General features: G+C 71.5%; 25 protein-coding genes and 1 pseudogene. 14 read left to right on the top strand and 12 right to left on the bottom strand.

Annotated elements, in window-relative coordinates:
* Positions 1–526: 526 nt before the first annotated feature.
* The 3 genes and pseudogenes from ACFVWU_RS36190 to ACFVWU_RS36200 all read left to right on the top strand — a co-directional run.
* Positions 527–622: pseudogene (locus tag ACFVWU_RS36190) on the top strand (helix-turn-helix domain-containing protein); the annotation flags it as partial.
* A gap of 12 nt (positions 623–634) precedes the next feature.
* A complete protein-coding gene (locus ACFVWU_RS36195; protein WP_387628893.1) occupies positions 635–1,075 on the top strand; it encodes an ArsR family transcriptional regulator in 441 nt (146 codons plus the stop codon).
* Positions 1,072–2,397 carry an MFS transporter gene (locus ACFVWU_RS36200; RefSeq protein ID WP_387628838.1) on the top strand — a complete coding sequence of 442 codons (1,326 nt, stop codon included), beginning with the start codon at positions 1,072–1,074 and terminating at the stop codon, positions 2,395–2,397. The genes ACFVWU_RS36195 and ACFVWU_RS36200 overlap by 4 nt, the downstream gene beginning before the upstream one ends.
* Here ACFVWU_RS36200 and ACFVWU_RS36205 read toward each other — a convergent pair.
* The 4 genes from ACFVWU_RS36205 to ACFVWU_RS36220 all read right to left on the bottom strand — a co-directional run bounded on the left by ACFVWU_RS36205 (position 2,340) and on the right by ACFVWU_RS36220 (position 5,260).
* Positions 2,340–3,560 (bottom strand): MFS transporter, encoded by a 1,221-nt coding sequence (locus ACFVWU_RS36205; RefSeq protein ID WP_387628841.1) that lies wholly within the window; start codon positions 3,558–3,560, stop codon positions 2,340–2,342. The genes ACFVWU_RS36200 and ACFVWU_RS36205 overlap by 58 nt on opposite strands.
* 313 nt (positions 3,561–3,873) lie before the next feature.
* A complete protein-coding gene (locus ACFVWU_RS36210) occupies positions 3,874–4,698 on the bottom strand; it encodes an alpha/beta fold hydrolase (RefSeq protein ID WP_387628844.1) in 825 nt (274 codons plus the stop codon).
* Between the two features lie 91 nt (positions 4,699–4,789).
* Complete coding sequence (locus ACFVWU_RS36215) at positions 4,790–5,080, bottom strand: DUF4287 domain-containing protein (protein WP_387628846.1); 291 nt, start codon at positions 5,078–5,080, stop codon at positions 4,790–4,792.
* A 51-nt stretch (positions 5,081–5,131) separates the two neighbouring features.
* Positions 5,132–5,260 (bottom strand): hypothetical protein, encoded by a 129-nt coding sequence (locus ACFVWU_RS36220; protein WP_387628848.1) that lies wholly within the window; start codon positions 5,258–5,260, stop codon positions 5,132–5,134.
* A 121-nt stretch (positions 5,261–5,381) separates the two neighbouring features.
* Here ACFVWU_RS36220 and ACFVWU_RS36225 point away from each other — a divergent pair, with 121 nt between their 5' ends.
* Complete coding sequence (locus tag ACFVWU_RS36225; protein WP_387628851.1) at positions 5,382–6,008, top strand: TetR/AcrR family transcriptional regulator; 627 nt, start codon at positions 5,382–5,384, stop codon at positions 6,006–6,008.
* 235 nt (positions 6,009–6,243) lie between these two features.
* Here the strand turns inward: ACFVWU_RS36225 and ACFVWU_RS36230 are convergent, their stop codons facing one another.
* The 4 genes from ACFVWU_RS36230 to ACFVWU_RS36245 all read right to left on the bottom strand — a co-directional run bounded on the left by ACFVWU_RS36230 (position 6,244) and on the right by ACFVWU_RS36245 (position 8,432).
* On the bottom strand, positions 6,244–6,651 hold the full coding sequence (locus tag ACFVWU_RS36230) for an NUDIX domain-containing protein (RefSeq protein WP_387628854.1): 408 nt from the start codon (positions 6,649–6,651) through the stop codon (positions 6,244–6,246).
* A 7-nt stretch (positions 6,652–6,658) separates the two neighbouring features.
* Positions 6,659–7,159, bottom strand: a complete 501-nt coding sequence (locus tag ACFVWU_RS36235; RefSeq protein ID WP_387628857.1) for a nucleoside deaminase — start codon at positions 7,157–7,159, stop codon at positions 6,659–6,661.
* 84 nt (positions 7,160–7,243) lie between these two features.
* Positions 7,244–7,714: a cyanase gene (cynS, locus tag ACFVWU_RS36240; RefSeq protein ID WP_387628859.1), complete on the bottom strand. Its 471-nt coding sequence runs from the start codon at positions 7,712–7,714 to the stop codon at positions 7,244–7,246.
* Positions 7,715–7,823: 109 nt separating this feature from the next.
* Entirely contained in the window at positions 7,824–8,432 is a 609-nt protein-coding gene (locus ACFVWU_RS36245; protein ID WP_387628862.1) for a carbonic anhydrase, read from the bottom strand.
* 127 nt (positions 8,433–8,559) lie between these two features.
* Here ACFVWU_RS36245 and cynR point away from each other — a divergent pair, with 127 nt between their 5' ends.
* The 9 genes from cynR to ACFVWU_RS36290 all read left to right on the top strand — a co-directional run bounded on the left by cynR (position 8,560) and on the right by ACFVWU_RS36290 (position 20,184).
* Entirely contained in the window at positions 8,560–9,474 is a 915-nt protein-coding gene (gene cynR, locus ACFVWU_RS36250) for a transcriptional regulator CynR (RefSeq protein WP_387628864.1), read from the top strand.
* Between the two features lie 728 nt (positions 9,475–10,202).
* Positions 10,203–12,188 (top strand): multicopper oxidase domain-containing protein, encoded by a 1,986-nt coding sequence (locus ACFVWU_RS36255; RefSeq protein ID WP_387628867.1) that lies wholly within the window; start codon positions 10,203–10,205, stop codon positions 12,186–12,188.
* A gap of 253 nt (positions 12,189–12,441) precedes the next feature.
* Complete coding sequence (locus ACFVWU_RS36260; protein WP_387628869.1) at positions 12,442–13,431, top strand: alpha/beta hydrolase; 990 nt, start codon at positions 12,442–12,444, stop codon at positions 13,429–13,431.
* Between the two features lie 11 nt (positions 13,432–13,442).
* Positions 13,443–14,972, top strand: coding sequence for a peptidoglycan DD-metalloendopeptidase family protein (locus ACFVWU_RS36265; RefSeq protein WP_387628871.1), 1,530 nt, complete (start codon positions 13,443–13,445; stop codon positions 14,970–14,972).
* 95 nt (positions 14,973–15,067) lie between these two features.
* Positions 15,068–16,453 carry a hypothetical protein gene (locus ACFVWU_RS36270; protein ID WP_387628892.1) on the top strand — a complete coding sequence of 462 codons (1,386 nt, stop codon included), beginning with the start codon at positions 15,068–15,070 and terminating at the stop codon, positions 16,451–16,453.
* Positions 16,454–16,482: 29 nt separating this feature from the next.
* Positions 16,483–16,629, top strand: a complete 147-nt coding sequence (locus ACFVWU_RS36275) for a hypothetical protein (protein ID WP_387628874.1) — start codon at positions 16,483–16,485, stop codon at positions 16,627–16,629.
* A 147-nt stretch (positions 16,630–16,776) separates the two neighbouring features.
* Positions 16,777–17,541: a serine/threonine protein kinase gene (locus ACFVWU_RS36280; RefSeq protein WP_387628876.1), complete on the top strand. Its 765-nt coding sequence runs from the start codon at positions 16,777–16,779 to the stop codon at positions 17,539–17,541.
* Positions 17,542–17,553: 12 nt separating this feature from the next.
* Positions 17,554–18,942 carry a serine/threonine-protein kinase gene (locus ACFVWU_RS36285; RefSeq protein WP_387628878.1) on the top strand — a complete coding sequence of 463 codons (1,389 nt, stop codon included), beginning with the start codon at positions 17,554–17,556 and terminating at the stop codon, positions 18,940–18,942.
* A gap of 171 nt (positions 18,943–19,113) precedes the next feature.
* The gene (locus ACFVWU_RS36290) at positions 19,114–20,184 is read left to right on the top strand and encodes a BTAD domain-containing putative transcriptional regulator (RefSeq protein WP_387628880.1); all 1,071 of its coding nucleotides are present in this window, start codon (positions 19,114–19,116) and stop codon (positions 20,182–20,184) included.
* 80 nt (positions 20,185–20,264) lie between these two features.
* On the opposite strand, the gene ACFVWU_RS36295 is transcribed toward ACFVWU_RS36290, so the two are convergent.
* From ACFVWU_RS36295 to ACFVWU_RS36310, 4 genes are all read right to left on the bottom strand, one after another.
* Positions 20,265–21,353, bottom strand: a complete 1,089-nt coding sequence (locus ACFVWU_RS36295; RefSeq protein ID WP_387628883.1) for an alpha/beta hydrolase — start codon at positions 21,351–21,353, stop codon at positions 20,265–20,267.
* 40 nt (positions 21,354–21,393) lie between these two features.
* Entirely contained in the window at positions 21,394–23,883 is a 2,490-nt protein-coding gene (locus ACFVWU_RS36300; protein WP_387628885.1) for a penicillin acylase family protein, read from the bottom strand.
* Positions 23,884–24,090: 207 nt separating this feature from the next.
* A complete protein-coding gene (locus tag ACFVWU_RS36305) occupies positions 24,091–24,765 on the bottom strand; it encodes a cutinase family protein (RefSeq protein WP_387628886.1) in 675 nt (224 codons plus the stop codon).
* Positions 24,766–24,932: 167 nt separating this feature from the next.
* A complete protein-coding gene (locus tag ACFVWU_RS36310) occupies positions 24,933–25,466 on the bottom strand; it encodes a hypothetical protein (protein WP_387628888.1) in 534 nt (177 codons plus the stop codon).
* A 153-nt stretch (positions 25,467–25,619) separates the two neighbouring features.
* Between ACFVWU_RS36310 and ACFVWU_RS36315 the strand changes: the two genes are divergently transcribed.
* Entirely contained in the window at positions 25,620–26,612 is a 993-nt protein-coding gene (locus ACFVWU_RS36315) for an ArsR/SmtB family transcription factor (protein WP_387628890.1), read from the top strand.
* The last annotated feature ends 273 nt before the right edge of the window (positions 26,613–26,885 follow it).

A 26,885-nucleotide genomic window follows, 5' to 3' on the forward strand; every position in this document is an offset into this window, starting at 1 on the left:
CACGACGAATGGATCCCCTTCCCCCGCCGCTACCTACCCGAGGGCAGCATGGACCAGCTCTACCCCACCAAGCTCCCCGAAAGCGCCCTCGCGCTACCCAGCACCACCAACACGCCCGCCGATTGATCGGCTACACCACGAATGGGGACATGACCTTCCTGACCTGCCGAGATGCGTGGTTTCCCGGACAGTGGAGGCGGCCGTCCCTCACGCTTCAAGATGTCGAGCAGGGTCCGCCGGCCCGTCTTCCCGCAAGCCGTCCAACTCGGCACACCGCTTGAACAGCTGCGGGTTGCTCAGCCCGGCCGGCGACTCGCGCAAGGCGGCGTCGGCCGAGACCAGGACGCCGTGCGCATCCCCGCCCCACCGGGGGCGGCCAAGGTCTCCAGGTCCGCGCAGCTCAGCCGTCGAGCACCGGGATCGGACCATGTGTGAGAGTTGACTCTCACACATTATGAGAGAACACTCTCACACCATGGAGCATGGGAATCGCCTGGGCGATATCGAGATCACCGACCCGAAGGCCATGCGAGCGTTGGCACATCCAGTCCGACTCGCGATCCTCGAACGTCTGCAACGACACGGGCCGGCGACGGCGACGCAGTTGTCACCGGATGTCGGAGCCACCCCGTCCGTGACCAGCTGGCATCTGCGCCACCTGGCGGGCTTCGGGCTGGTCCGCGACGCCGAGGCCGGAACCGATCGCCGGGAGCGGCGGTGGGAGGCCGTGGCCCGGGGCTTCCGATTCGAGATGCCGGAGGACGATGAGGGCCAGTCCGCCGCAAGGGTGCTGTCCCGGGAGATGTTCGCCCGCTCCGCCGACCTGCCGCAGCGGTGGGTGACCGAGACCGAACCCGGACTCGAACCGGTCTGGCGCAAGCCCGCGGGGCTGGCGAACACCCGCGTTGTGGTGTCCCCCGAGGAACTCGCGGCCATCGAGGACGCGATCGAGAGCGTCCTCGCGCCCTATGTGACGCGCGACCCGGCGCAGCGGCCGAGCGGGAGCCGTGGCGTCCGGCTGCTGCGCTACGTCCTGCCGGAAACCGCCGAGGAGCGGACGGAGGACACGGCGTGAACTCCCCACAGGACACGGCCCCTTCGATATCGCTGTGGCGGGATCGGCGCTTCGTTCGCTTCTGGGCCGGACAGTCGGTGTCACAGTTAGGCGACCGGATCTCCGAACTGGCGTTACCCCTGATCGCCGTGGCGGCGCTGCACGCCTCCGTCGGCCAGGTCGCATGGTTGACCGCGCTTGCCTCGGCCCCGAATCTCCTCGCCATCGTGATAGGCGCCTGGGTCGACCACCGCGTCCACAAGCGCCGCCTGATGATCCTCGCCGATCTGATCCGCGCGTGCGTGCTGCTCACCCTGCCCGCCGCCTACCTGTTGGGCACCGTGACGCTTCTCCAGTTGTATGCCGTGGCGCTGCTGACCGGCGCCGCGGCGGTGCTGTTCAACACCGCCTACCCGCCCTTCTTCGCCCACCTCGTGCCGCGCTCGTCCTACGTCGACGCGAACAGCAAGCTCAGCGCCAGCCGCTCCGCTTCCTCCGTCGTCGGCCCTGCCGTGGGCGGTGCCCTCGTTCAGGTCCTGACCGCGCCCCTCGCCGTGATCGCCGACGTCCTGTCCTTCCTGGCCTCGGCCGCTCTGCTCGGGCCGGTCCGGGCCGACGAACCGGCCGTCACCGCCGGTGAGACGGCAGGACCTTCGCTGCTGCGACGGGCCAGGGAGGGGCTGCTCTTCGTCGTCCGTCACCCGGTCCTGCGGGCGAGCCTCGGCTGCGCGACGACCCTCAACTTCTTCACCTTCGTGTCGAGCACCAACGTGACCGTTCTGTTCGCCGACCGGGTGCTCGGCCTCTCCCCGGGGACCATCGGGCTGGCCTTCGGCATCGGATCAACCGGAGCTCTCGCGGGCGCGGTGATAGCCCCGAAGATCTCACGACGGATCGGCGTGGGACGCAGCATCGCGGCGGGCGCCGTCCTGTTCCCGGCCCCCATCGCCATCGCCGCCACCGCCAGCGGTCCCCTATGGGCCCGCGCGGGGCCCCTGGGTGTCGCGGAGTTCCTCTCCGGAATCGGCGTGATGCTGTTCGACGTCAACCTCAACTCCCTGCAAGCCGCGGTGATACCGGACGGCATGCGCAGTCGCGTGGCCGGCGCCTACAGCACGGTGAACTACGGCATACGCCCTATCGGCGCCGTCGTCGGAGGCATGCTCGCCACCCTCATCGGACTCAGGACCACCCTGATCGCGGCCGCCGTCGGAGGAGCACTGTCACTGCTCTGGCTGTTCCCCTCACCGATACCGCGCATCCGCTCCCTGGCTCCGGACGATCCTCAAGGCCTCGCCTCGCCAGTCGGCGCCGGTGAACGATCGCTCCCGCCGGGGCGGTAGGCGAGGAGGGCGAGCGCCAGGGCCGCGCCGACGGTGCCGGAAACGAGCAGGGGCAGGTGGCCGTCGTCGCCCCAGGCGAGGCCGGCCCAGAGCCCGGCGCCCAGCACGCCGGCCCCGGTCAGGCCCTGGTAGACGCCCTGGGCGGTGCCTTGGGCCTGGTCGGGGACGATGCCGGAGATCCAGGCCTTGCCGACGCCGTCGGTGCAGGCGTTGAAGCCGCCGTAGAGGGCGAGGACGGTGAAGATCTGCCAGGCCTGGTGGGCGTGGGCCAGTCCGAGGTAGCCGATGGCGAAGAAGACCAGGCCGACGGCGTAGACGGCCCGCCGGGGCAGGCGGTCGGACAGGGCGCCGGCGGGGTACGAGGCCGCGGCGTAGGCGAGGTTGTAGAGCGCGTACGCGGCGAACACCTCGACCGTGGACAGCCCTACCTGGTGGGCCCGCAGGAGCAGGAGCGAGTCGGGGAAGTTGGCCAGCGCGAACAGGGTGAGGAGAGCAGTGACACGCCAGTAGCGGGCTGGCAGCGACCGGTACGGCGCCGAGTGGCGGGCGCCGGGCGCGGGAGCGGGTTTCGGGCGGGGGCGGGCGGGGTCGGCGACCGCGCGGGTCAGCAGCACGCTGAGGACGGCGGGGATCACGGCGATCCACAGCAGCGGGCGCAGGTGGTGGTCGAGCGCCGCGTAGAGGCTCAGGCCGATGAGCGGGCCGACGACGGCGCCGGCCGTGTCGGCGGCGCGGTGGAGGCCGAAGACCCGGCCCCGCTGCGACTTCGGGACGCCGTCGACGAGAAGGGCGTCGCGCGGTGCGGAGCGCAGGCCCTTGCCGAGGCGGTCGGTGACGCGGGCGAGCAGGACGACGGGCCAGGCGGTGGCGAGGGCGATGAGGAGTTTGCCGAGGGCGGCGAGGCCGTAGCCGGCGGCGATGAGGGGCTTGCGGGGGAACCGGTCGGCGAGACGTCCGGCGGCGAGCTTGGTGAGCGAGGCGGCGCCCTCGGCGAGGCCCTCGATCGCGCCGACCACGGCGGGCGGGGCACCGAGGACGGTGGTGAGGAAGATCGGCAGGATCGGGTAGAGCAGTTCGCTGGCGGCGTCCTGGAGGAAGGAGACCCCGCACAGCACCTTGACGTTGCGGGTCAACCAGCCGGTGGGCGGCGCGGGTTCGGTCATGCTGCGGGACCTCCGGGAGGGGCGTCGGCCGGGCAATGTCTTACCACTCATCGGGGAAGCGCGGCGCAGTCGGAGGACCGGATGGCGGATCGCCGGAGCCCCGGGTGGCCAGGGTGTCGCCACCGTCGGGGATTCCGCAGGTGGACCGAGCGGGTGCAGGGGGCAGGGTGGGAGATCAGCGGCGCGAGCACGGTGCGTCTGGACCCACGTGAACCCCTCCGGCCGTTTCGAGCGGAACACGGGCAACCGGCTTGGCCTCAACCCGACCGCGACCGTCCCCGGCCATACGTGGGCACGGCCCAAGGTGTCGGGGTCAGACCTGCCCGCGGGCAGGCTGGTCGGCGACCTGTTCGAGGAAGTCCTGAAGCATCTGCCGCAGGATCTCGGGGTGTTCCAGGTGGACGTCGTGCCCCGCTCCGGAGACGCTCACGGCCACCGTCCCGGGTCGCCGTCGGAGCATGGCCTCCGTCTCGTTCGCGGGAATGATGCCGGATTGCCCCAGGACGACCAGCGTCGGGCAGGTGATGCTCGTCCACTCGTCCCAGAAGGAACACCGGGCATTCTCCGTCAGCGCGTCGACCATCACGTCACGGTCGAAGCTCGGCCACCACCCGCCGTCACGCTCTTCGAGTCCAGCTGCCCAGCCCTCGCCGACAGCACCGCCGCCGAAGAACTCGACGGCGGCTCGGCGCGAGGGGAACGGCGTCGGCCACGCGTCGAGCGCCGCGCCGATCTCGGCCTGCACGTGCGGGCTGGGGCCGCCCGGTCCGGCTTCGACGAGGACGAGCGCGCGCGGCAGGTCGGGGTGTGCGGCGGCGGTGAGCATGGCGGTGTGGCCGCCCAGTGACTGCCCCACCAGGACGGGCCGGCGCAGGCCGAGCTGTCCGATGACCGCGACGACGTCGGCCACGTACGCGGCGCGGGAGACGTCACCCGGTCGGCGCTCGCTCGCGCCGTGGCCGCGCTGGTCGACGGCGACGACCCGGTAGCGGCGGCTCAACTCCTCGGCGAGGGCGTCCCATTCGCCCGCGTGGCCGGCCAGCCCGTGCAGCAGGACGACCGGGGGGCCTGACCCGCCCCAGTCGCGGCAGGAGATGCGGACGGCCTCGCGTACCACGGTGCGGTCGGTCCAGGTCATGTCGGGTTCTCCAGGAGGTGGGCGCGCTCGGCGAGTTGGCGGCGCTCCGGACTTTCGTCGGGACCTGTCCCCGGCGCCGCCGCGTGCTGTTTCAGGAGGGGCGTGTCGCCTTGCCGTCGAGCCAGAGGGTGTCGGAGTCGTCGCGGTGCGAGCCGGTGGTGCCGACGTGCTTCGCGTCGATGCGGGGGCCGTGCTTGATGACGTGGACCAGCGCCATGCCGTGGCCGCGCCCCAGGTCGTAGTCCTCCTTGAGCCAGGCGAGGATCGTGCCCGCCTTGGTGGACGGGGCGTCGAAGCCACGCTCCTGGGCCAGGGCGATGAAGACGCGGGGGGTCAGGCCGGTCTTGGTCTCGATGGTGTCCAGGTAAGCCTGGAACGACATGGGGTCCCTCTTTCCGATGGTTGCCGGCTGAGGCCGGGGCCCGAAGGCGGGTCAGGCGGGCCGGTAGGTCAGGTCCAGCACGCCGGTGGAGAAGGTCGCCGAGGCGGTGAGCCGCGGGGGGACCCGACCCGCACCTTCGGGGAACAGGCGCTTGCCGGTACCCAGCACGATCGGGCGCACCGATCCCCTCCCTTGGTGATGGCGCTCGGATTCGCCCCCCCGGCGCTAGTACTGGACTGTACAGTACTCATGTGAGTACTGGTCAGTCCAGTACTCTTCGAGAGGAATCAAGGAGGCTGACATGCAAGGACCCGAGGACGGCCGATCCGCCCGCAAGCGCAAGGCGATCATGGAGGCGGCCGCCGAGTTGTTCCTGCGCAAGGGATACCCGGGCACCAGCATGGACGAGATCGCCGCGACGGCCGCGGTGTCCAAGCAGACCGTGTACAAGCAGTTCACGGACAAGGAGACGCTGTTCGGCGCCATCATCACCGACGCCAGCAGCAAGGTCGGCCTGTTCGTCGAGGTCATCGACGCCCTGCGCGACACCGATGACCTCGACAAGGACCTCACCGGGCTGGCCCGGCGCTACATCACCACCGTCATCCAGCCCGGAGGCCTGCAACTGCGCAGGCTGCTCATTGCGGAAGCCGGCCGCTTCCCCGACGTGGCGGCCGACTACTACGAGCGTGCGCCCGAGCGGACCATCGCCGCCCTGGCAGCCTGCTTCGAGCACCTCGCGGCCCGCGGGCTGCTGAGGCTGGACGATCCGGTGCTCGCCGCCCGCCACTTCGCCTGGCTCGTCCTGGCCATCCCCATGGACCGCGCCATGTTCTCCGCCCGCGACGACATCCAGCCCCTGGCCGAACTCGAACGACTGGCCGACGAGGGTGTCCGCGTGTTCCTCGCCGCGTACGCAGATCGATAGGCGGTCGGGCCGCGCGCGGCTCACGGGGTGGGCTGTGGGCCAGGCGCCGGTAGGCGTAGGCCACTGAGGGGCCAATGCACTTCCGGGCCGGCGCGCGCCACCGCCCCGCGCGCCGTCCAGCACCTGCGGCGCTGAGCCCGTTCGGTCGGAACGCACCCGCGTCCTGCGGCTCCTGACGACGGAGCCGCAGGACGCCGCGTTCCCGCGCCGGGTTCCGGGCGGCGGCCCGGAGGGGCTACCAGCGCAGCAGCCGGCCGGTGGCGGCGAGGCGGTCGAGGACCGTCCGGGTGGTGGCGCTGGCGCGGGGGTGGTCGCCGTGGGTGAGGTAGGCGATCTCGGCGATCTCCCCGCACGGGGTGGGTGTGCCGGTGTGGTCGGCGGTGAAGCAGGTGGTGCGGACCAGGGTGCCGGCGGGTTTGTCGTGCGCCGGGGCTTCGATGGTCAGCAGCGGCACGACGGTTTCCGGGTCCAGGGTGACACCGAGTTCCTCGCGGATCTCGCGGACGAGGGCCTGTGGGTGCGTCTCGCCGGGCTCGGGCTTGCCGCCGGGCAGGTAGAACAGGTCGCGGCCACGGGTCCGGGTGGCGAGGAGCCGGCCGTCCTCGAGCCGGATCCAGGCCACCTTCTCGATCACGTCGGGCACCGGGGCCTCAGCCGGCGGTCGGGGCGCCCGCGACCCGGCGCTCGCCGCCGTTGCGCTGCTGCCAGAGGCGGTAGACCTCCACCGCGTCCTCGCTCGGCCGGTAGCGCATCGGCAGCCGGCGCTCGTCCCAGTTCTTGGCGAACTCGCCGTAGAAGGTCGCGAGTTCGAAGTACTTGCGGTCGTCGACGTAGTGGGGCTCGTAGGCGTCGCGGGTCGTGAGGAAGACGACCTCGTCCGGCGAGCAGTAGTACAGCGAGCCCAGGCACATCGGGCAGGGGTGGGCCAGGACGTAGATGGTGGCGCCGGTCAGGTGCTCGGTGCCGAGCTTGGTGCAGGCCTCGCGGATGGCGAGGATCTCGGCGTGGGCGGTGGGATCGTTGGTCTGGGCGACCCTGTTGGCGCTCTCGGCCAGGATCCGGCCGTCCTTGACGATGACGGTCGCGAACGGGCGGCCGCCCTCGGCGACGTTCTGGCGGGCGAGGTCGATGGTGCGCTGGATGAAGTCCACGGTGGCCTCTTCGGGGTCAGGCGGAGGGACGGGCTCGAAGGGCGGGGCGGGCCGGTTGGCGGCCCGCCCCGCCGATGGGGTGGGTCAGAAGGGCTTGGTCGGCAGGTACTTGCCGTCCAGGGTGATGACGGCGCGCTCGCCGCCCTCGGGGTCGGCGACCTTCTTCACGTCGAGCTTGAAGTTGATCGCGGAGATGATGCCGTCGCCGAACTGCTCGTGGACCAGGGCCTTGAGGGTGGTGCCGTAGACCTGGAGCATCTCGTAGAAGCGGTAGATGGTCGGGTCGGTGGGGATGCCGCCGGGGATCGAGCCGCGGGTGGGGATGGTCTGCAGCAGCAGCGCCGCGTCGTCGTCCAGGCCCAGCAGCCCGGCGACCGCCTTCGCGGCCTCCTTCGGCAGGGCGTGCTGACCGAGGACGGCCGCGGTGGTGAAGGCGACCGACAGGCCGGAGGCGTCGGCGATCTGCTGCCAGGTGAGGTCCTCGCGGATCTTGGCCTCGACGGCGGCGACGGCGAGCGCCTGGCGGGCGGTGGGGTCGAACTGGGCGTGCACCATGGGACGGGTTCCTTCCGTGGGGTGACGCTTCGCTGATCGTGTGCGAAGCGTATGGGTTCAGGGGTCCCGGGCCGCGCCGATGAGCGGCGGTCCGGGGAGCCGGGGTGGGTCAGGCCGCGAACGCGGTTGCGAGGTCGGCGGCGGCGTGGCCCGCGACGGTCAGGTCCTCGACGCGGCCGGTGGCGATGTCGAAGACCCACCCGCGTATCGTGACCTTCCGCTCGGCCAGGGCGCGGGCGACGGACGGGTGGGTGGCCAGGTTCGCCAGCTGGGCGAGCACGTTCTGCCGCACCAGGGCCGACACGTCCCCGCTGGTGGCGGTACGGGCCACCGAGGCGTCGGCGAGCCGCAGCCAGTCGGCGACCGCCGGGGCCCCGCTCAGGTCGTGGCCGTGGGCGAGGGCCGTCATCGCCCCGCAGCCGGAGTGCCCGCAGACGACGACGTCCCTCACCCCCAGCGCGGCGACGGCGTACTCGATGCTCGCCGCGACCCCGTCGGCCCCGGGGGTGTAGGCGGGCACCAGGTTGCCGGCAGTGCGGATGACGAACAGCTCGCCCGGCTCCGACCCGGTGATCAGCTCCGGCACCACCCGGGCGTCGGAGCAGCCGATGAACAGCGTGTGCGGGGTGTGGTGGGCGGCCAGGTGGGCGAAGAGCTCCTCCTTGGCCGGGAAGACGTCCCGCTGGAAACGCTCGATGCCGTTGGCGAAGTCACGCATGAGGTCACTCCCTTTCGTGGCGGCCGGGCCGGTGGGGCCTGGCGAGATCCACTGTTCATGACCTGCTCCTATAGTGTCCAAGACCTAGCAGCCATGGAACCCATTGATGCCGTCTATAGTGACCTTCATGGGTCCGGAACTGCGCCATCTGCGCTACCTGCTCGCCGTGGCCGACCACGGCAACTTCACCCGCGCCGCCGAGGAGCTGCACATCTCCCAGCCGACGCTGTCCCAGCAGATCAAGCAGCTCGAACGGATCCTGGGCACGCAGCTGCTGGACCGCACCGGACGCACCGTGCGCCTCACCGACGCCGGCCAGGCGTACGCCCACCACGCCCGCGGCGCGCTGCGGGACCTCGCCGCCGGCGAACGCGCGGTCCACGACGTGCAGGACCTCTCGCGCGGGCAGCTGCGCCTGGCGGTCACCCCCACCTTCACGGCCTACCTCGTCGGCCCGCTCACCGCCGAACTCCACACCCGCCACCCCGGCATCACCCTGACCGTGCGGGAGACCAGCCAGGACCGGATCGAAGCCGGCCTGCTGACCGACGAGTTCGACCTCGGCATCGCCTTCCAGGGCCCCCACCTGCCCGGCGTCACCGCCACCGCGCTGTTCACCGAGGCCCTCACCCTGGTCACCGGCACCCACCACCCCGCCGCCGGCCAGGCCGGCCCGCTACCGGTGCGGGACCTCGCCGACCGCCAACTCGCGCTTCTCAGCGGCGACTTCGCCACCCGCGGCCACATCGACGACTATCTCGCACTCCACCGCGTCAGCCCGCGCATCGCCGTCGAGGCCAACTCCGTCCAGGCCCTCACCGAGGTCGTCCAGCGCACCCCGCTCGCCACCGTCCTGCCCGACGCCGTCACCCACGACCACCCCCACCTCACCCCCGTCCCGCTCGACCCGGCCCTGCCCACCCGCACCGTCACCCTCCTGCGACGCACCGACGCCTACCGGAGCGCCGCCACCCACGCCTTCACCGACCTCGTCCACGACCTCGTCCGCACCCGCGGGTACCCGCCGGCCTCGTCGACGTGACCCGGCCCTGAAGGGACCGGGCTTGTCGGTAGGGCGCGGCCGGCTGTCGCGTGGCCTCCCACGTCCGAGCCACCTGGGTTTGGGTGACTGGGAGGCGTGACTCACGCCCCGTCGTCCACGCGGTCAACCCGGGCCAGGGAGGCGTCTACACGATCACGGTGGGCAACGCCGACGGAGCCGGACCGACCGACGGCACCACCGTGACCGATCAGGACGGACATGGTAACGGGCCGAGCCGGTAGCCGGTACCTCACAGGAAGTCGGCGGTGGTGGTGGCGACCAACGGGTACGCCCGGCACCGGAATGCCGACAGGTCGTGCGCGCCTTCGGGGCCTTCGGACAGGTGGCGCCCGAGCGGGTGACATCGAGGTGTCGATGGCCGAGGCCGACGTGCCGGCAGGTCAAGTTGGCTTGGTCCGGTTACTCCATGAGGCGGTTTGCGACAGTGGTCGGGAGGTGTGGTGGCGCTGAGGATGTCGGTTCCGCGACTGGGTGGCAGGGCAGGGAAGCGGGCGCGTACCGCGGCGGTCGGGTTGCTGGCGGTGTTGTCGAGTATCGCGGTGGTCGCCCCGGCGTTGGGGGCACCGCGCGTGGGCGGTGCCCTGGTCCCGCAGACGCCCCTGCCGGGGGAGTGCATCCCCCAGTTCGCAACTCCCCTGCCGGTCTTCGGCCCGGCGGGGTCGACGCCGCGGGTCGACGCGGCGGCCCACAGGGATCTCACCGTCGCCATGACGGAGACCGATCAGGAGGTGCTTCCGCAGGGCCGGCAGGACACCTGTGGCCTGGGGGTGACGTTCGGAAAGACCCGGGTGTGGGCCTATGAGACCTCGGACACGACCAGCAAGCAGGTCCTGGGTCCCGCGCACTGGCCGGCGGTGACGATCGAAACCGAGAGGCACACGCCGACACGGGTCACCTACGAGAACCGGCTGCCGAGTTTCAACCCGTCGAATCCGTACGGTCCCGGGCTGGTGCAGGGCCTGATGAAGGTCGATCAGACCGTTCACTGGGCCAATCCCTTGAAGACACCGGGCGCCGGAATGCCCATGAACTGCAGCGAGCCGCAGAATGCGGACAATCCGGTGTGCCAGGCCTACACCGGGCCGCAGCCCGCCACCGTGCACCTGCACGGCGCCGAGATCAGTGCCTGCTACGACGGTGGTCCGGACACGTGGTTCACGCCGAACGGCTTGAAGGGGTCGCAGTACTGTTCGGACGACAAACCCGCTCCGGGCGAGGCCGTCTACACCTATCAGAACTCCCAGGAACCCGGGACGCTGTGGTTCCACGACCACGTCCTCGGGGCGACCCGCAACAACGTCTACGGCGGACTGGCGGGCTTCTACTTCCTCAAGGACCCGAAGGAGGAGCCCAAGGGCCTCCCGAGCGGTCCCTACGAGATCGAGATGGCTCTGCAGGACCGTGTCTTCGACACCAACGGTCAACTGCTCGTCATCCCGCCGTCCAATCCGGACTACCATCCCTTCTGGGGTGTGCGTGAGTTCGGAGACGTCGCGACCGTGAACGGAGCGGCCTGGCCGTACCTCCAGGTGGAGCCGAGGCGCTACCGCTTCCGCCTCCTCAACGGCGCCAACGGGCGGCGCTTCGCCCTGCACTTCGGGGGCGCTCCCGTGTACCAGATCGGCGCCGACGACGCCTACCTGGACCATCCCGTGCCGGTCAACGGCACGGCGTGCGCGGGAGGCGAATCCACGACCGAGTGCAGCGACCTGGACTTCATGCCCGGCGAGCGCGCCGACGTCATCGTGGACTTCACGAAACTGGCCGGAAAGACGATCACCGTGACCAACACGGGAACGCTCGACACACCCCTGCCGCACATCATGCAGATCCAGGTGACCAAGCCCCTGACGGGCCGCGACGAGAGCTGCGATCCCGCTCATCCCGTCCCGGAGGAGTGCGTCTGCGCCCGCCCGGTACCCATGGTCCACCTGACCGGCCCGGACGGCAGGCCGCGCGTCAAGGTCGACAAGGTGAGGCAGTTCGTGCTCAACGAGCTCAGCACCGCGAGCACGCAGCCAAGAGGGGGGAACATCGAGGAGTACCTCAACAACACCCTCTACGACGGCCGCGAGTCCCCCAGCATCGAGCGGGAGTTCCCGAAGGACGGCATCAGTGAGCTGCCCCAGGTGGGATCGACCGAGCTGTGGCAGTTCATCAACGCCGAGGACGTGCCCACCGCCTACCACCCGATCCACACGCACCTGGTGCAGTTCCAGATCGTCAGCCGCCAGAACATCGACTACGAGAAGTACATGAAGGCCTGGGACGGGTCCTTCCCGAGTTCCTGCAAGCCCTCCGACGTCGACTTCTGCCCGGGCTACGGTCCGCCACTGTCGTACCGGAAGCCGAACGCCGACGGGGCGGTCGGAGGGAACCCGGCGGTCAGCCCGTTCCTCACGGGGGATCCGATGCCGCCGGACCCGGGTGAATCAGGGTGGAAGGACACGGTCAAGTCGTTCCCCCATCAGGTGACCACGGTCATCGTGCGTTTCGCTCCGACCAGCGTCCCCGTCCACCGCTCCAAGCCCGGGCTCAACCTGTTCCCGTTCGATCCGACCGAGGGTCAATACGTCTGGCACTGCCACGTCCTCGGCCACGAGGACAACGAGATGATGCGACCGTATCGAGTGGTCAGCAGTCGGAAACACGGTTGGGAGGATGAGAAGGCCGACGAGAGGAAGAGGGGGTAGGACGGGGAGTACGGCGAGGGCCCTTCCCCGAGGCCGGCGACATTTCGTGACTGCCCGTCAGCTGTGCTGGCGGGCAGTTTCCCTTAGGTGACGGGGCGGCCGCGCCCCGAAGGAGAACAGTCTCGGCGACCGGTCCGCTCCTGTCAGTCCGTATGGTTCCGGATTCCGCGCCGCGCGGTGCGTGGCTACCGTCCCAACCGCTCGACACCCGGCGGTCCGGACGGCCGCCGCCACGCGCCCACAGGAGGTCACGTTGACCGCGCACCACCCCACCCGTAGGAGCATCCTCAAGTCCGCCGGCGGGCTCGGCGCCGCGCTGGCGCTGGGCGCCGCGGGCTCGTTGGCGTCGGCGAAGCCCGCGGCGGCCGCCGACAACGGCTTCGGCCTGACCATCGTGGACCGCAACGAGAGCGACCCGCGGATGTGGTACTACCGCTTCCAGACCTCCGCGATCGGCTGGAACCCCGCCGTGAACGTGCTGCTGCCGGACGACTACCAGACGAGCGGCCGCACCTACCCGGTGCTGTACCTGTTCCACGGCGGCGGCACCGACCAGGACTTCATCACCTTCGACCGGATGGGCGTCCGCGACTGGACCGTCGGCAAGCCGATCATCGTGGTGATGCCGGACGGCGGCCACGCCGGCTGGTACTCCAACCCGGTCAGCTCCAACGTGGGCCCGCGCAACTGGGAGGAGTTCCACATCAACCAGCTGCTGCCGTGGGTCGAGGCCAACTTCCGTACGTTCGCCGAGTACGACGGCCGCGCGGTGTCCGGCTTCTCGATGGGCGGTTTCGGCGCGTTGAAGTACGCCGCCAAGTACTACGGCCACTTCGCCTCGGTCAGCGCCCACTCCGGCCCGGCCAGCCTGCGTCGGGACGGCGGCCTGGTGGCGCACTGGGCCAACGCCTCCTCCGCCGCGCTGGACCTGGCGGGCGGCACGATCTACGGCGCGCCGTTCTGGGACCAGGCGCGGGTGAGCGCCGACAACCCGGTGGAGCGGATCGAGAGCTACCGCAACAAGCGGGTCTTCCTGGTGGCCGGCACCAGCCCCAGCCCGGTCGACTGGTTCAGCAGCGTCAACGAGCCCCAGGTCCTGGCCGGGCAGCGCGAGTTCCGCGCCCTGCTCGACCAGGCCGGCATCCCGCACGACTCGCACGAGGTGGACGGCGGCCACATCATCCGGCCCGACATGATGCGGCTCGACCTCGACGGCATCATCGACCGCCTGCGCAAGGCCTGAGGAGCGCTCCGGTGTTCCCCTCCTTCTCCCGCCGCGCCTCCCGCCTGGCCCTGGCCGCGGTCTCCCTGCTGCTGCCGGTCACCGTGCCGACCACCGCGGCCGCGGCAGCCACCACCACCACCGCCGCGGCCGCCGGGTTCACGGCGTCCTGCCCGGCCGCCGGTTACATCTCCCAGGGCTACACCCCGGAGCACAACGGCATCGACATCGCCAACGACTACGGCACCCCGATCTACGCGGTCGGCGACGGCCAGGTGCTGGTCTCCGGCCCGGCGCAGGGCTACGGCCAGTGGATCCGCATCCTGCACCCGGACGGGACCATCACCGAGTACGGGCACATGCGCGAGCGGGACGTGGCCACCGGCGACCACGTGACGGCCGGTCAACAGATCGCACTGATGGGCAGCGAGGGTGAGTCCAGCGGCCCGCACCTGCACCTGCGGGTCTGGGCCGACTCGAACGCGACCGTCCGCACCGACCCGATCCCCTACCTCGCGGACCGTGGCATCACCATGCCCTGCACGCCGGGGACCGGACCCCGTCCCGCCCCGCTGGTGTATCCGGCGCAGTCCGGCCGGGTGGTGTCCGCGCGTTCGGCGGACGGCCGTCTGGAGGTGTTCGCGGCCGGAGCCAACGGCGTCTCCCACGCCTGGCAGACGGCCGTGAGCGGCTCCTGGTCCGACTGGGAGTCCCTGGGCGGCCCGGGCGGCGCGCAGCTCGCCATCGGCCCCGACCCCGACGGCCGCCTGGAGATGTTCGCCATCAACGGCACCACCCTCCAACACCGCTACCAACTCCAGCCCTCCGGCGCCTGGTCGAACTGGGAGACCTTCGGCGGCGGCGGCCACAACATCGCCGTCGGCGCCAACCAGGACGGCCGCCTCGAAGTCTTCGCCTCCGGCCCGACCGGCATCTTCCACAAGTACCAGACCGCACCCAACAGCGGCTGGTCCGACTGGGAATCCGCCGGCGGCGGCCCCGCCAACAGCGAGATCGGACTCGGCAAAGCCCCCGACGGCCGCCTCGAAGTCTTCGCCCTCAACGGCACCACCTTCCAACACCAGTGGCAGACCGCCGTCAACGGCGCCTGGTCCACCTGGGAAACCTTCGGCGGCGGCGGCCACGACCTCACCGTCGACCACAACCAGGACGGCCGCCTCGAAGTCTTCGCCTCCGGTCCCGCCGGCGTCTACCACAAGTACCAGACCAACCCCACCAGTTGGTCCGACTGGGAACCCACCGGCGGCCCCGCCGACTCCCAGCTCACCAGCCAGCCGACCGCGGACGGCCGCGTCGAGGTCTTCGCCATCAACGGCACCACCGCGCAACACACCTGGCAGAGCAATCTGAACGCCCCGTACAGCCAGTGGGACACCTTCGGCGGCGCCGGCACCGAGATCGTCGCCACGGCCAACGCCGACGGCCGGATCGAGGTGTTCGGCACCAGCAGCGCCGGCGTCTACCACAAGTGGCAGACCGGCTTCTCCACCTGGTCCGACTGGGCCTGGCTCAACACCACCGCCGGACCCGCCGTCAGCTGAGGAGACGTCACTTGACCAGCACACCACGCGCCCGCCGGGCGCCCCACCGCGTCCTGCTGTCCGCGCTCGTCTCGCTGGGCGTGGCGGCGGGCCTGATGGTCGGTGCCGCGCCCGCGCCGGCCGCCACCGGCATCGACCTGTGCGCCGAGGTCGGCTACAACGCGGGCTTCCGGGGCGACGCCCTGGTGACCGCGATCGCCGTCGGCATGGCCGAGTCCAGCTGCAACCCCTCGGCGTCCAACGTCCAGAACAACACCCCGCCGTCCCGCGACCGCGGCCTGTGGGAGATCAACGACTACTGGCACCCCGAGGTCAGCGACACCTGCGCCTTTGACGCCCAGTGCAACGCCAACGCGGCCTTCCTCATCTCCAACGGCGGCACCAACTGGCAGCCCTGGTCGACCTACAACGAGGGCGCGCACCTGCGGTACCTGGACGCGGCGCGGGCCGCCGCGGACCGGCTCGGCCACCACGAACCCGGCCCGGCGCCGCTGGTGTATCCGGCGCAGTCCGGCCGGGTGGTGTCCGCGCGTTCAGCGGACGGCCGTCTGGAGGTGTTCGCGGCCGGAGCCAACGGCGTCTCCCACGCCTGGCAGACGGCCGTGAGCGGCTCCTGGTCCGACTGGGAGAGCCTCGGTGGCCCGGGCGGCGCGCAGCTCGCCATCGGCCCCGACCCCGACGGCCGCCTGGAGATGTTCGCCATCAACGGCACCACCCTCCAACACCGCTACCAACTCCAGCCCTCCGGCGCCTGGTCGAACTGGGAGACCTTCGGCGGCGGCGGCCACAACATCGCCGTCGGCGCCAACCAGGACGGCCGCCTCGAAGTCTTCGCCTCCGGCCCGACCGGCATCTTCCACAAGTACCAGACCGCACCCAACAGCGGCTGGTCCGACTGGGAATCCGCCGGCGGCGGCCCCGCCAACAGCGAGATCGGACTCGGCAAAGCCCCCGACGGCCGCCTCGAAGTCTTCGCCCTCAACGGCACCACCTTCCAACACCAGTGGCAGACCGCCGTCAACGGCGCCTGGTCCACCTGGGAAACCTTCGGCGGCGGCGGCCACGACCTCACCGTCGACCACAACCAGGACGGCCGCCTCGAAGTCTTCGCCTCCGGCCCCGCCGGCGTCTACCACAAGTACCAGACCAACCCCACCAGTTGGTCCGACTGGGAACCCACCGGCGGCCCCGCCGACTCCCAGCTCACCAGTGAACGTTCACCGGACGGCCGGGTGGAGGTCTTCGCCATCAACGGCAGCACGGCGCAGCACAATTGGCAGACCGGCGTCAACGCGCCGTACGGCCAGTGGGAGACCTTCGGCGGCGCCGGCACCGAGATCGTCGCCGCGGCCAACGCCGACGGCCGGATCGAGGTGTTCGGAACCAGCAGCGCCGGCGTCTACCACAAGTGGCAGACCGGCTTCTCCACCTGGTCCGACTGGGCCTGGCTCAACACCACCGCCGGACCCGCCGTCGGCTGACCACACCGGTACGTCCCTGGAGCACAGCGATGTACCCGATCAGCAGGCGCGAACTGCTGCGGGCGGCCGGAGCGGGAGCACTCGTGCTCCCGCTCGCGGGCCGCCGCCACCTCGACGACCACACCTTCGGCGAGCGCCCGGCGGCGCCGCTGCACTCGGGGGCGCCGATGCTCTGAGCGCCCGTCCGCCGGCTCCCCCGTTCCCCCGTCACGTGGCCTGCGCCACCATACGGTTTATTGTCATGCTCAAAGAGGTAACGTTCGTCCGTCAGGGGGAACGGTCGGCATGCGAAACGGGGCAGCGGTGCGCGGGACGGGGGAACGGTGAGCGGCATTCTCGTCCACCTGCCGGAGGGCAACGGCGACGACGCGGTGACCTTGCGGCTCGGTCCGGGAGAGCGGGCGCGCTTCGGCCGCGGCTCCGCCGGCACGCCGGTGGAGCTGCGCCTCGGCGACGAGACGGTCTCCCGGTTGGCCGGCGAGATCCACGCGACCGACGACCACTGGCAGTTGAGCAACCTCAGCAACACCCACGCCTACCTGGTGGAGAACCCGGAGGGCGCCGGCGAGTACCTGCGGGTGCCGCCGCGGCGGATCGGCGCGCCGATCCCCTTCGAGTTCTCCCGGGTGGTGCTGCCCTCGCGGCGTGAAACCCCGCTGTCCTTCCAGGTGTTCGCGCCCGACCACGTCTACCTGGACCCGCACGCCCGCGGCGGCTCCTGGGAGAGCCGCACCATGACGGCGTACTCGCTGGACGAGACCGCCACCTACTTCCTCGTACTGGTCGCGCTCTGCGAGCCGTGGCTGCGCGACCACTCCCCCGCCGCCGTGCCCACCACCCCCCAGGTGGTCGCGCGGCTGCGCGGCCACCCCGCCTGTGCCCGGCTCACCGCGCGCGCGGTCAGCTCGCACCTCGACTACCTGGCCGACGAGAAGCTCCGCATCGACCTGCCGGACGGCGCGGGCCGCGCTGACCGCCGCAACGGCAAGCGCGAGGCCGTCGTCGGGCTCGCCCTGAAGTTCGGCATCGTCCGCGAGGAGCACCTCGCGCTCCTGCCGCGACCCGAAGCGGCCGAGCCCGGACGGTAGGGAGGGGCGTCGATGGTGCACGACCTGGCCTTCAGCGGGGACGGCGACGACCTGCTACCGCCCGGCCACCGGGTCGGCGAGTGGACCGTCACCGGGCTCATCGGCGAAGGCGGCTGGGCGACCGTCTATTCAGCCCGGCGGGCCGAGAACACGTCCGGCTCCAGCGGCGCGAACGGTTCGAACAGTTCGGACGACACAGCCAGTGGGGACGACACCGTCGCCCTCAAGGTGCTGCCGACCGCCGGACTCGCCCCCCGCCAGGCCCGCCAGGTCGCCGAAGCCGCCCGCCGCGAAGCCGAGTTGGCCCGCACCGCCCCGCACCCCCGGCTGGTCCGCCTGCTCGACACCCTCGTCCTGGCCGCCCCCGAGCACCCCGCGCTCGACGGCGCGATCGTCCTGGTCATGGAACGCGCCCGGTGCACCCTGCGCGACCTGCTCGCCACCGGCGTCGACGAGGACCGGGGCGGCCGGATCGTCGCGGGCATCTGCGAGGGCCTGGCCCATCTGCACCGCTCCGGCTGGGTCCACACCGATCTGAAACCCGAGAACGTCCTCATCGGCCGGGACGGCGAGGTCCGGCTCTCCGACTTCGGCCTCGCCATCGAACTCACCGGCACCCACGGCCACTCCGCCCCCATGGGCACCCCCGACTACCTCCCGCCGGAACGCTGGAAGGCGCCGCTCGGCGAACACGGCGTCAAGATCCGTACCACCGCCGACATCTGGGCGCTCGGCGTCGTGATCCACGAGGTGTTCGCCGCCGGTGTCCCGCCCTTCCCCGGCGCCACCCCCACCGCCCGCGGCGCCGCCGCCCAGCAGTACGCGGAGGGCCGCGCCGCGCTGCGCCTGGCCCCCGCCGTCCCCCCGTTCTGGCGCGCGCTCGCCGCCGACTGCCTCGCCCCCACCCACGCCGCCCGCGCCCCGCACACCGCCGAGAGCCTGCTCGCCCGCATCCGCGACCACCGGTCCGGCCGCCGGCCCCACCGCCCCCGCCGCCCACGACCGCGCACCGCCCTGCTCGCCCTCGCCACCTGCGCCACGGCCGCCGCCACCGCCGCCGCCCTCTGGACACACCCCGAGCCTCCCGGGCACTTCGCCCGCATCAAGGTCTTCAACGCCGAACGCGGCTGCCAGGGCCGCACCGACCGCGACCCCGAGTGCAGCCTCGGCCTCGCCGTCGACCCCCAGCGCCCCTACACCGCCGGCAACGTCGTCCCCACGCGCGTCTGGAACGACGACACCCTCGACGCCGACTGCCAACTCCCCACCGGCCTGCCCATCATCAACGAGGAGGACGTCAGCTCGACCATCTGGTACCGCATCCACCTGCCCGGCCCCACCACCGCCTGGCTCCCCGCCGTCCGCACCAAGGACCGCCCCAGTCTCGCCCGCTGCCCCTGACCGCACCGCGAGCTCCCTCCAACCTGGTGGTGATCACCCACGTGCGCCGGTCCGGCGCGGACCATCGCACGTACGCCTCCGGATCGTTCCGGATACCCCGCCCGTCGCTCCCCTTACTACCGTGTCGACGGCCCCCGCCAGACCGGCCAGCCCAGAGTCCAGGGAGCAGCGATGCCGACGACCGCCATCACCAACCGGCCGAGCGCCGCCGTGCTCGGGCAGCTCGAGCGCGAAGTGCTCCACGCGGTCGGCTGCGGCCTGAGGGACGACGAGATCGCCGCCGCCCTCGCCATCCCCGAGGACGCCGTCGCCGGGCACCTCGCGCGGATCCTCGCGAAGCTCGGGCTGCGCGACCGGGCCGCCGCCATCGTCCACGCCTTCGACTGCGGGCTGGTCGCCCCCGGCTGCGGCCCCCGCACGCAGGTGGTGAGCCCGGTGCCGCGGAGCGCCGGCGGCCGAGCGGCCACACCGAGGGTGCGGATCTCCGTGCTCGGACCGCTGCGGGCATGGCAGGACGGGCGGCCGCTGGACCTGGGGCACCTGCGCCAGCAAGCCGTGCTGGCGGCACTGGCGCTGCGCGCCGGGCGGACCGTCAGCCAGCAGGAACTGCTCGACGGGGTGTGGGGGTCGGAGCCGCCGGTCACGAACGTGGTGCCCGTCCACATCTACCGGCTGCGCAAGACCCTGCGCATCGGGGACAGCCCGGACTCGGTGATCGAGCACGACCGGTGTGGCTACCGTCTGGTCTCCGGCGCGGCCGAGGTGGACCTGGCGCGCATGGAGAGCCTGGTCACCGACGCCGGGACGGCCCATCGGGCCGGCGAACCGGCCGAGGCGGTCCGGCTCTGTGCCCAGGCGCTGGAGCTGTTTCGCGGGGAGCTCCTGGCCGGTCTGCCCGGCCCGCTCGCCGAGTTGGAGCGGCTGCGGCTCGCCGAGCGCAGGATCACCGTCGCCCAGCGGAAGGTGGAGTGGCAGCTGGGGCTGGGCCGGTGCTCCGAGGCGATCGCCGAGCTGATCGCCCTGTCCACGGAACACCCCCTGAACGAGCCGCTGGCCGCGCTGCTGATGCGTGCGCTGTACCGCAGCGGCCGACAGGCCGACGCACTGGCCGTGTTCGACCGCGCCCGCCGCCGGCTGGCCGACGACCTGGGGGTTCCGCCGAGTCGGATGCTGCGGCGGACGTGCCAGATGATCCTGCGCGGGGACGAGGCCGGCCTCGGCCTCACCGGAGCCGCGCGCTGACCGGCCCGACGAACGCCGCGGGCTCCACCGGGCGGTGCCCGGTGGAGCCCTGGCGGTTGCGCACGGTCAGGAGGCGACGGTCAGGAGGCGAACGCCCGTTCCAGCCGAGGGATCAGGTCCCGCAGGTCCTGTTCCCAACAGCCGCCGTTGTGGCCGCCGTTGCACTGGGTGCCCCAGGCGGAGCCGTCGCCGTAGTCGACGTAGTAGTAGGGCATGCCCAGGGCGTCCATGTGGTCCTTGACGTGTTTGGAGGCGCCTTCGAGCCAGAACTCCAGGTCGGTGGGCACGCCGCGTCCATTGCCCACGTAGATGGAGACCCCGACTCCGGCGAGTTTGTCCATGTGCTGGGACGGGTCGGCCTCGTTCCACCGCCAGTCCGCGTTGAACACCGGGTAGGGCGTACCGAACAGGGCGTCGCTGTCCACGCCGGGCTTGTAAGGGTCGTTCGCGGGGTCGCAGACACCGGACGCCGAGCCGCAGATCACGCCCTGGCCGTCGATGAGGGAGGCGACGACGGCCAGCCGCAGGTCCATGGAGTCGGCCGACAGGTCGATGTCCCCCGACAGGGACGCGGTCTGGCTGAACAGGTCGGGACGGTCCTGGGCGTAGTGGAGAGCCCCGAACCCGCCCATGGAGACGCCCGCGACGGCCCTGGCCTTCTTGGTGGCGATGGTCCGCAGGTTCGCGTCGATGAACGGGATCACCTGCTTGAGGTGGAAGTTCTCCCAGTTCTGGGCTCCGACCTGGGTGTTCTGGTTGAGCCAGTTGGCGTACCAGCCCCGGGCGCCACCGTCCGGGATGACGGTGATCACCGCGTTGGAGGTGGTCAGCGCCGGATAGTTCTGCTGGACGGGGTCGTCGGGCGAGCCGTGCAGGAAGTACAGCACGGGGTAGCGCCTGGTGGGGTCGTCGTAGTAGCCGCTCGGCAGGATGATCTTGATGTGGTGCTTGCCGGTGACCTCGGGTGTGGTCACGGTGAGGTAGAAGTTGGTGGCACCGCCCACGGCCGGGTCGACCTGGGTCAGGCCGAAGCCGTCCGCCATTCGCGGCGGCGCCCCGGTGCCGGTGGCGGCCTGGGCCGGAGCGGCCGTCGTGGCCGTTGCCACGATTCCCACGATGGCGGCCAGCAGGGCCACCACCGTTCGCCGGCGGTTCAGTCTCCTCGTCACGGTGTTCCCCCTCGTGGGTGTCGTCGTGTGCGGCGCGGCCTCAGTCGAGGACCTTGACCTCCAGGACGGGTGAGGCGGCGATCTGGTCCTCGGTGTAACGTTCCGTCACCCACTGGCCGGCCGAGAACAACTTGGTCTGGTCGGCGTAGTGCGGCGAGTTGGGGTTGGCGGACTGGGAGTAGGCCAGCACCGAGGAGGTCTGCGGCGGGCCGTCGGCGGTGAACCGCGTCTCCTGGATGAAGCTGGAGCCGAAGGTGATGTCGAACTTGCCGTCGACCAGGCCGGGCGTGACCACGTTCAGCACGCCCAGGTCGTGGAGCGAGCCGTGGATCGGGATCTGCTCGCCGTTGCGGGTGACCTTCTGGACGTCCGACAGCCGCGCGTTCAGCGGGATGCCCGCGTTGCGCAGCGCGAGGACGGCCCGGGCGAGCGAGTTGCGGACGTTGTCGTTCCCGGCGTCCAGCGAATTGGGCGTGTGCACCGGGTCCTTGGGGTCGAAGGGGACCCGCCACGGCAGCTTCTCGATGGCCTGCCCGCCGGTCAGGTTGAACCAGAAGTTCTCGAACAGCCAGGAACCCCGGCTGTCCGAGGTGTACTTGTGGTTCCAGGCGGCCAGGATCGGACACGCCTCACTGATGTTGACCAGGTTGCCGTCCACCAGGACGAGCCCGAACGGCGCGCCCTGGCAGGCGCTCACCGTGGCGTTGAGGGCCAGGTCGGCCGCCCTGCTGTTGTCGGCGAACAGCAGCTGCTGCATGTTCTCCGGTGTGAAGCCCCGGCCCGGCAGGCCGTCGGTGCCGTTGATCCGGTTCTGCGCGGTCAGGATCAGCTCCTGGGTGCGCAGCGACCGGGGCGCCGCGCTGTCGCCCATCACCCGGGGGAAGGACAGCGGCTGCTCGGGATTAGCCAGCCAGGCGCTGTCGTTGGCGTTGCCCACGAAGTCGGAGCGGATCAGGCGCGGCTGCTGGTGCGGGTCCAGCAGGCCCGGCGCGACGGCGTTCGGGTCGTTCGGCCAGTCGCACTCGCTGCGCTTGCCGTCGAAGATGGAGATCGGCGGCACGTTGGGCAGTCGCAGCTGCTGGTTGAACAGCACCTGGCCGGTCAGGGTGAGGCAGGACTGCGCGTGGTCGTCGGTGATGTTCGGGGTGGCCTGGATGTCCGCGTACAGCGCGTTGCCCTTGCGGTCGGAGGCGACGGTGTTGAAGAAGGGCACGCCCTCGGTGGTCTCCAGGGTGTTCACCACGTCGTTGACGTCCTTGGCCTGGTCGAGGTGGAACCAGGTGTTCAACGCCCGCAGGTTGTCCATGTTCACGTCGCGTACCGCGTGCGCGCTCACCACCCAGGGCAGCGGGACGCCCTGCATCGACGTGGTGATCGGGCCGTAGCGGGTGGACCACAGCGTCCTGGTGACCCTGCCGACGGAGCCGTCCGGGTTCAGCACGTCCACACCGACCTGCTGCGAGGTCATCGGCTGCCAGGAGCCGTCCACCAGGTAGTTGGTCGGGTGCAGCGGGTCCACCTGCACGTCGAACAGCCCGAACGGGGCCACCGTGGCGACGGTGTGGCTCCAGGCGACGTCGTCGTTGTGCCCGATGTTCACGGCGGGCAGGCCGAGCAGGCTGGCCCCGGAGACGTTGAAGCGCCCCGGGATGGTCAGTTGGGCCTGCCACATCCGGTTCTTGCCCTGCCAGGGGAAGTGCGGGTTGGCCAGCAGCATGCCGGTGCCTCCGGACACCCCCTGGGCGCCGACCGCCAGGGCGTTGCTGCCCATGCTGCCCTGTTGCCGGGCGGCGGCCATCGCCTCGCGGATCCGGTTGCCGGTCTCCTCGGGCGAGAGCTGCGGCGCCGCGGCGGCCGGCTGGGCGGCGACCGATGCCCCCGGGGGCGCGGCGTTCACCTCACCGTCCAGCAGCGGATCGGCGCTGCCCATGATGATCTCGGCGTGCGCGTGCCGGTAGACGTCCAGCTCGGTGATCGGCCGCACCCAGGCCGCGCCGCGGCAGGCCGGGTCGGAGATGTTGTTGACGCCGGTCTCGGCCAGGTACCGGTTGTAGCCCTGGACGTAGCCGTGGATGGCCTCCTTGACCTCCGGCTCCGGTCCCTTGGGCGCGGGCTGGTCGATCAGCCCCTCCACCACCCGGTTGTCGTTGATCCGCTGGAAGTACAGGTCGCTGTTGAGGTTGGTGGTGCTGTTCTGGTTCTGGCCGGGGCTCGCCTTGCCGTCCGGGCCCAGGTAGCGGGACCGCTGGGCGTTGACCATCAGGTAGGTGTCGGCCAGGGTGCAGATGTTGTCCTTGGCCGCGGCGTATCCGTAGCCCTCCCCCAGCCCCTCCAGGGTGGGGGCGATGATGTGCGGGATCCCGTATTCGGTGTAGCGGATCGTCGGTTTGTCCGGCGCCGCCACGGCGGCCGCCGGTCCGCCGGCCGGTGCGCCGGTGGCCGCCGTCGTGCCGATCAGCGCCGTCGCGGCCGTGACCGCCACCAGCAGCCTCGCTTTGAGTCCCCTCCGCTTCAATCCCCTGCGCGCCATCGGGCCGTCCTTTCCAGCAGTCCGAGGGTTTTGTCCGTACGCGGCCACGCTAGGGAGGGGCGATGACATCCCGATGACGGGGCGGCACCCCCGCGACCGCCCCGGGCCGCACAAGCGGATCACCACCTGCCGGTGACCGGACGTGCCCCGGACACTGACAGGTGGTGAGGGAGTCGGCTCCGGACCCGGCCGACGAGTGCTCCGCGACTACCAGCTCGCCGGGTACCAGGCGCCGTTGTACCACTGCTCGTTGGCACTGTCGTTGTGGTGGTCCATGTTGAAGTCTTCGGGGTAGTTCTTGATGTGGTTGTTCGGGTAGGTCCAGATCCCGGCGGACTCGTCGCAGACGTAGTCCCAGTGGCAGATCGTCTTGACCGGCACGTTGCCGAAGAACTTGTCGGCGCCGGCGAGCGGGGCGCCGATGATGCCGCCGAACGGCACGGCTCCGCCGTTGGCCCCGGGAGGGCCCTGGCGCTTGGGGTCGGCGACGAGGATGGCGTTGACGTTGCCGAAGGTCTGCCAGTTCTCGGTGACCCAGACGTGCACCACCCCGGCGCCCAGGGAGTACCCGGCCATCTTGACGTGCTGGTCCGGGCACGCGGCGCGCTGGTCGCGGACCAGCCGGTTCAGCTCGTTGACGCCCGCCCGCGTGCTCGCGCCGTTGGGGATCTGGGTGGGGTACCCGACGTGCTGCTGGATGTTGCCGTAGAACCCGTCGTTGTTCCAGGAGCTCCCGGTGCCCCCGACGACGATCGTGTAGGTGCCCTCGCACGGAGCGGCCACTCGTGCGGCGGCCCCCTGCGCCGTGGCCCCCTGCGCCACGGTCAGTCCGACCGTCAGCAGGAGTCCGGCCGACGCGGCCGCGATCCTTCGTGCTCGCATTGCGATCCTCTCCACGCAGTCGGCCTACGCGTCCGCTCTCCGATGCGGTACGCGCCCGGCCGAGGTCACCGGACGACAGTGGCAGCGGGCGATGACATCCCGATGAAGTCCACCGTTCGGCCGGCGGACCCGCCCGCACCCCCGTCGCGGGCGGGTCCGGTGGCCGGTCAGGCGAGGGTCTGGCAGAGGTTCTCCACCTGGTTCTGGACCAGCACCTCGACCTGGTGGTCCGGGGGCACCAGCAGCACCGCGCCGCCGCTGAACAGGTAGGCGCCGGCCGCGAGGTACGGGTTGCCGGGGTGGACCCGGGCGGAGATGTGCGAGGACCTCGGGACGTCCCACAGCGTGCTGCCGTCCGGCCGGCGGTACTCGGTGGCCCGGCCGCTCTGGTCGCGGTCGACATGGGCGCCGGTGTCCACGTTGGTGTAGCGCAGGATCAGCGGCCCGCGCCAGAGCACCTTCGCGGGTGAGCCGTCGGGGTAGCGGGTGACGGTCTTGGTCTCCTCCTGGTCGAGCAGGTCGGTGATGTGCAGGTGGAACGGGCAGACCGTCCCGGCGGGCGCGTCGGAGTCCTGGCCGTGGTACGGCTGCCAGCCGTGATCGCCGTCGGCCTGCGCGGCCGGGGCGGCCAGCAGCAGGACCGCCGTCGCCAGGGTCGCGCCGAGGGCGGCCGGTCGGGTGAGGTACGACGGCATGCGCATGGAAGCCTCCTGGGAGCCGAGCCGGGACCGGACAGCCGCTCGGCGGCCCACTGCCGCCGCGGCCGTGCCCTGGGTATCGTCGGACCGCGGCGGCACCGGCGCGATGCTTTCGGCCTGAGCCGAAAGCCCGGGCGCGCGCGTGGGGGGCGGGGCATGGTACTGCGGATCCACTTCACCGCCGAGGACCTGCTCGGCACCCGGTTCGCGGACGGTCCGGCGCCGCTGATGGAGCTCGAACTGGCCGTCGCCATGCTGCAACGGCCTGATGTGGACCAGGCGTTCGCCCGCCGGCACCGCCTGCTCGGTGCCACGGCCGCGCGGTCCGTCGCGCCGCTGCGCGAGCTGGTCCCGGCGAGCGGCGCGGGGCCGTTCTTCCTCGATCCGCTCAGCATCGACCTGGCGCACGGGCTGGAGTCGGTACACTCCTCCACCAACACGCTGGTCCGCAGCGAGCTCGAACGCGTCTGCCGCAACGGGCTGCCCGTCACCCCACTGATGCGGGGCCTGGCACGCGAGGACCGGCAGGCCTGGCAGTACCTGGAGGGCAGCCTGCGCGCCGCCCACGCGGCGCTGATCGAGACGGTCTGGCCGCGGCTGCGCGCCGGCTTCGACACCGACGTCGCCTGGCGCGGGCAGGTGCAGCGCGAGCAGGGGCTGCGCGGGATGCTGGCCGGCCTCCATCCGGGCAGCCGATGGCGCGGCAGCACGCTGGAGATCGCGGTCGCCAAGCAGGTGGAGTACCGCCTGGAGGGCGGTGGCGTTCTGCTGCTGCCGTCCGCGCAGTGGACCGGCGAGCCGCTGTGCGGCCCGCTGCCGGACGGATCGCTGCTGCTGGTGTACCCGGCGCTCACCCCGCTGCCCCACCTCGCCGAGGAGGCGCCCGCACCGGGGGCGGACCCGGACGAGCCGGTGGCGGCCCTGCTCGGCCGGACCCGGTCCGCGGTCCTGCGGCTGACCCTGCGCGAGCCGACCACCAGCCAGCTCGCCCGGGAACTGGGCATCTCGGTGGCCAGCGCCTCCGAGCACGCCCGGGCACTGCGGCGGGCGGGGCTGGTCAGCACGGTGCGGGCCGGCCGGGCGGTGCGGCACAGCTGCACGCTGCTCGGTCATCGGCTGCTCTCCACGGCGCAGGCTTCGGGGGTGTGACAGAACGCCGTCCGTCGACGCTGAACAGGCACGACCACTGCTCCCTCCGGTCCGCCAGTGACCGGCGGGGGCATCCGTGGCCGCCCCGTGAACCGACAGGACCTGGACCCGACACCGTGCCCGTCAAGCCGTACGACCCGTGGCCGACCGCCGAGCAACAGCCGCACCCCTCGGTGACCGCGGCGCACCTTCCCGGCTCCTTCGCCGACGAACCGGCCGCCCACGAACCGGCCGTTGAACAAGCGGTAGCCGGAGAACCGGCCGGTTCGTGGG

The sequence above is a fragment of the Kitasatospora sp. NPDC058190 genome (assembly GCF_042883685.1).
Taxonomy (GTDB): domain Bacteria; phylum Actinomycetota; class Actinomycetes; order Streptomycetales; family Streptomycetaceae; genus Kitasatospora.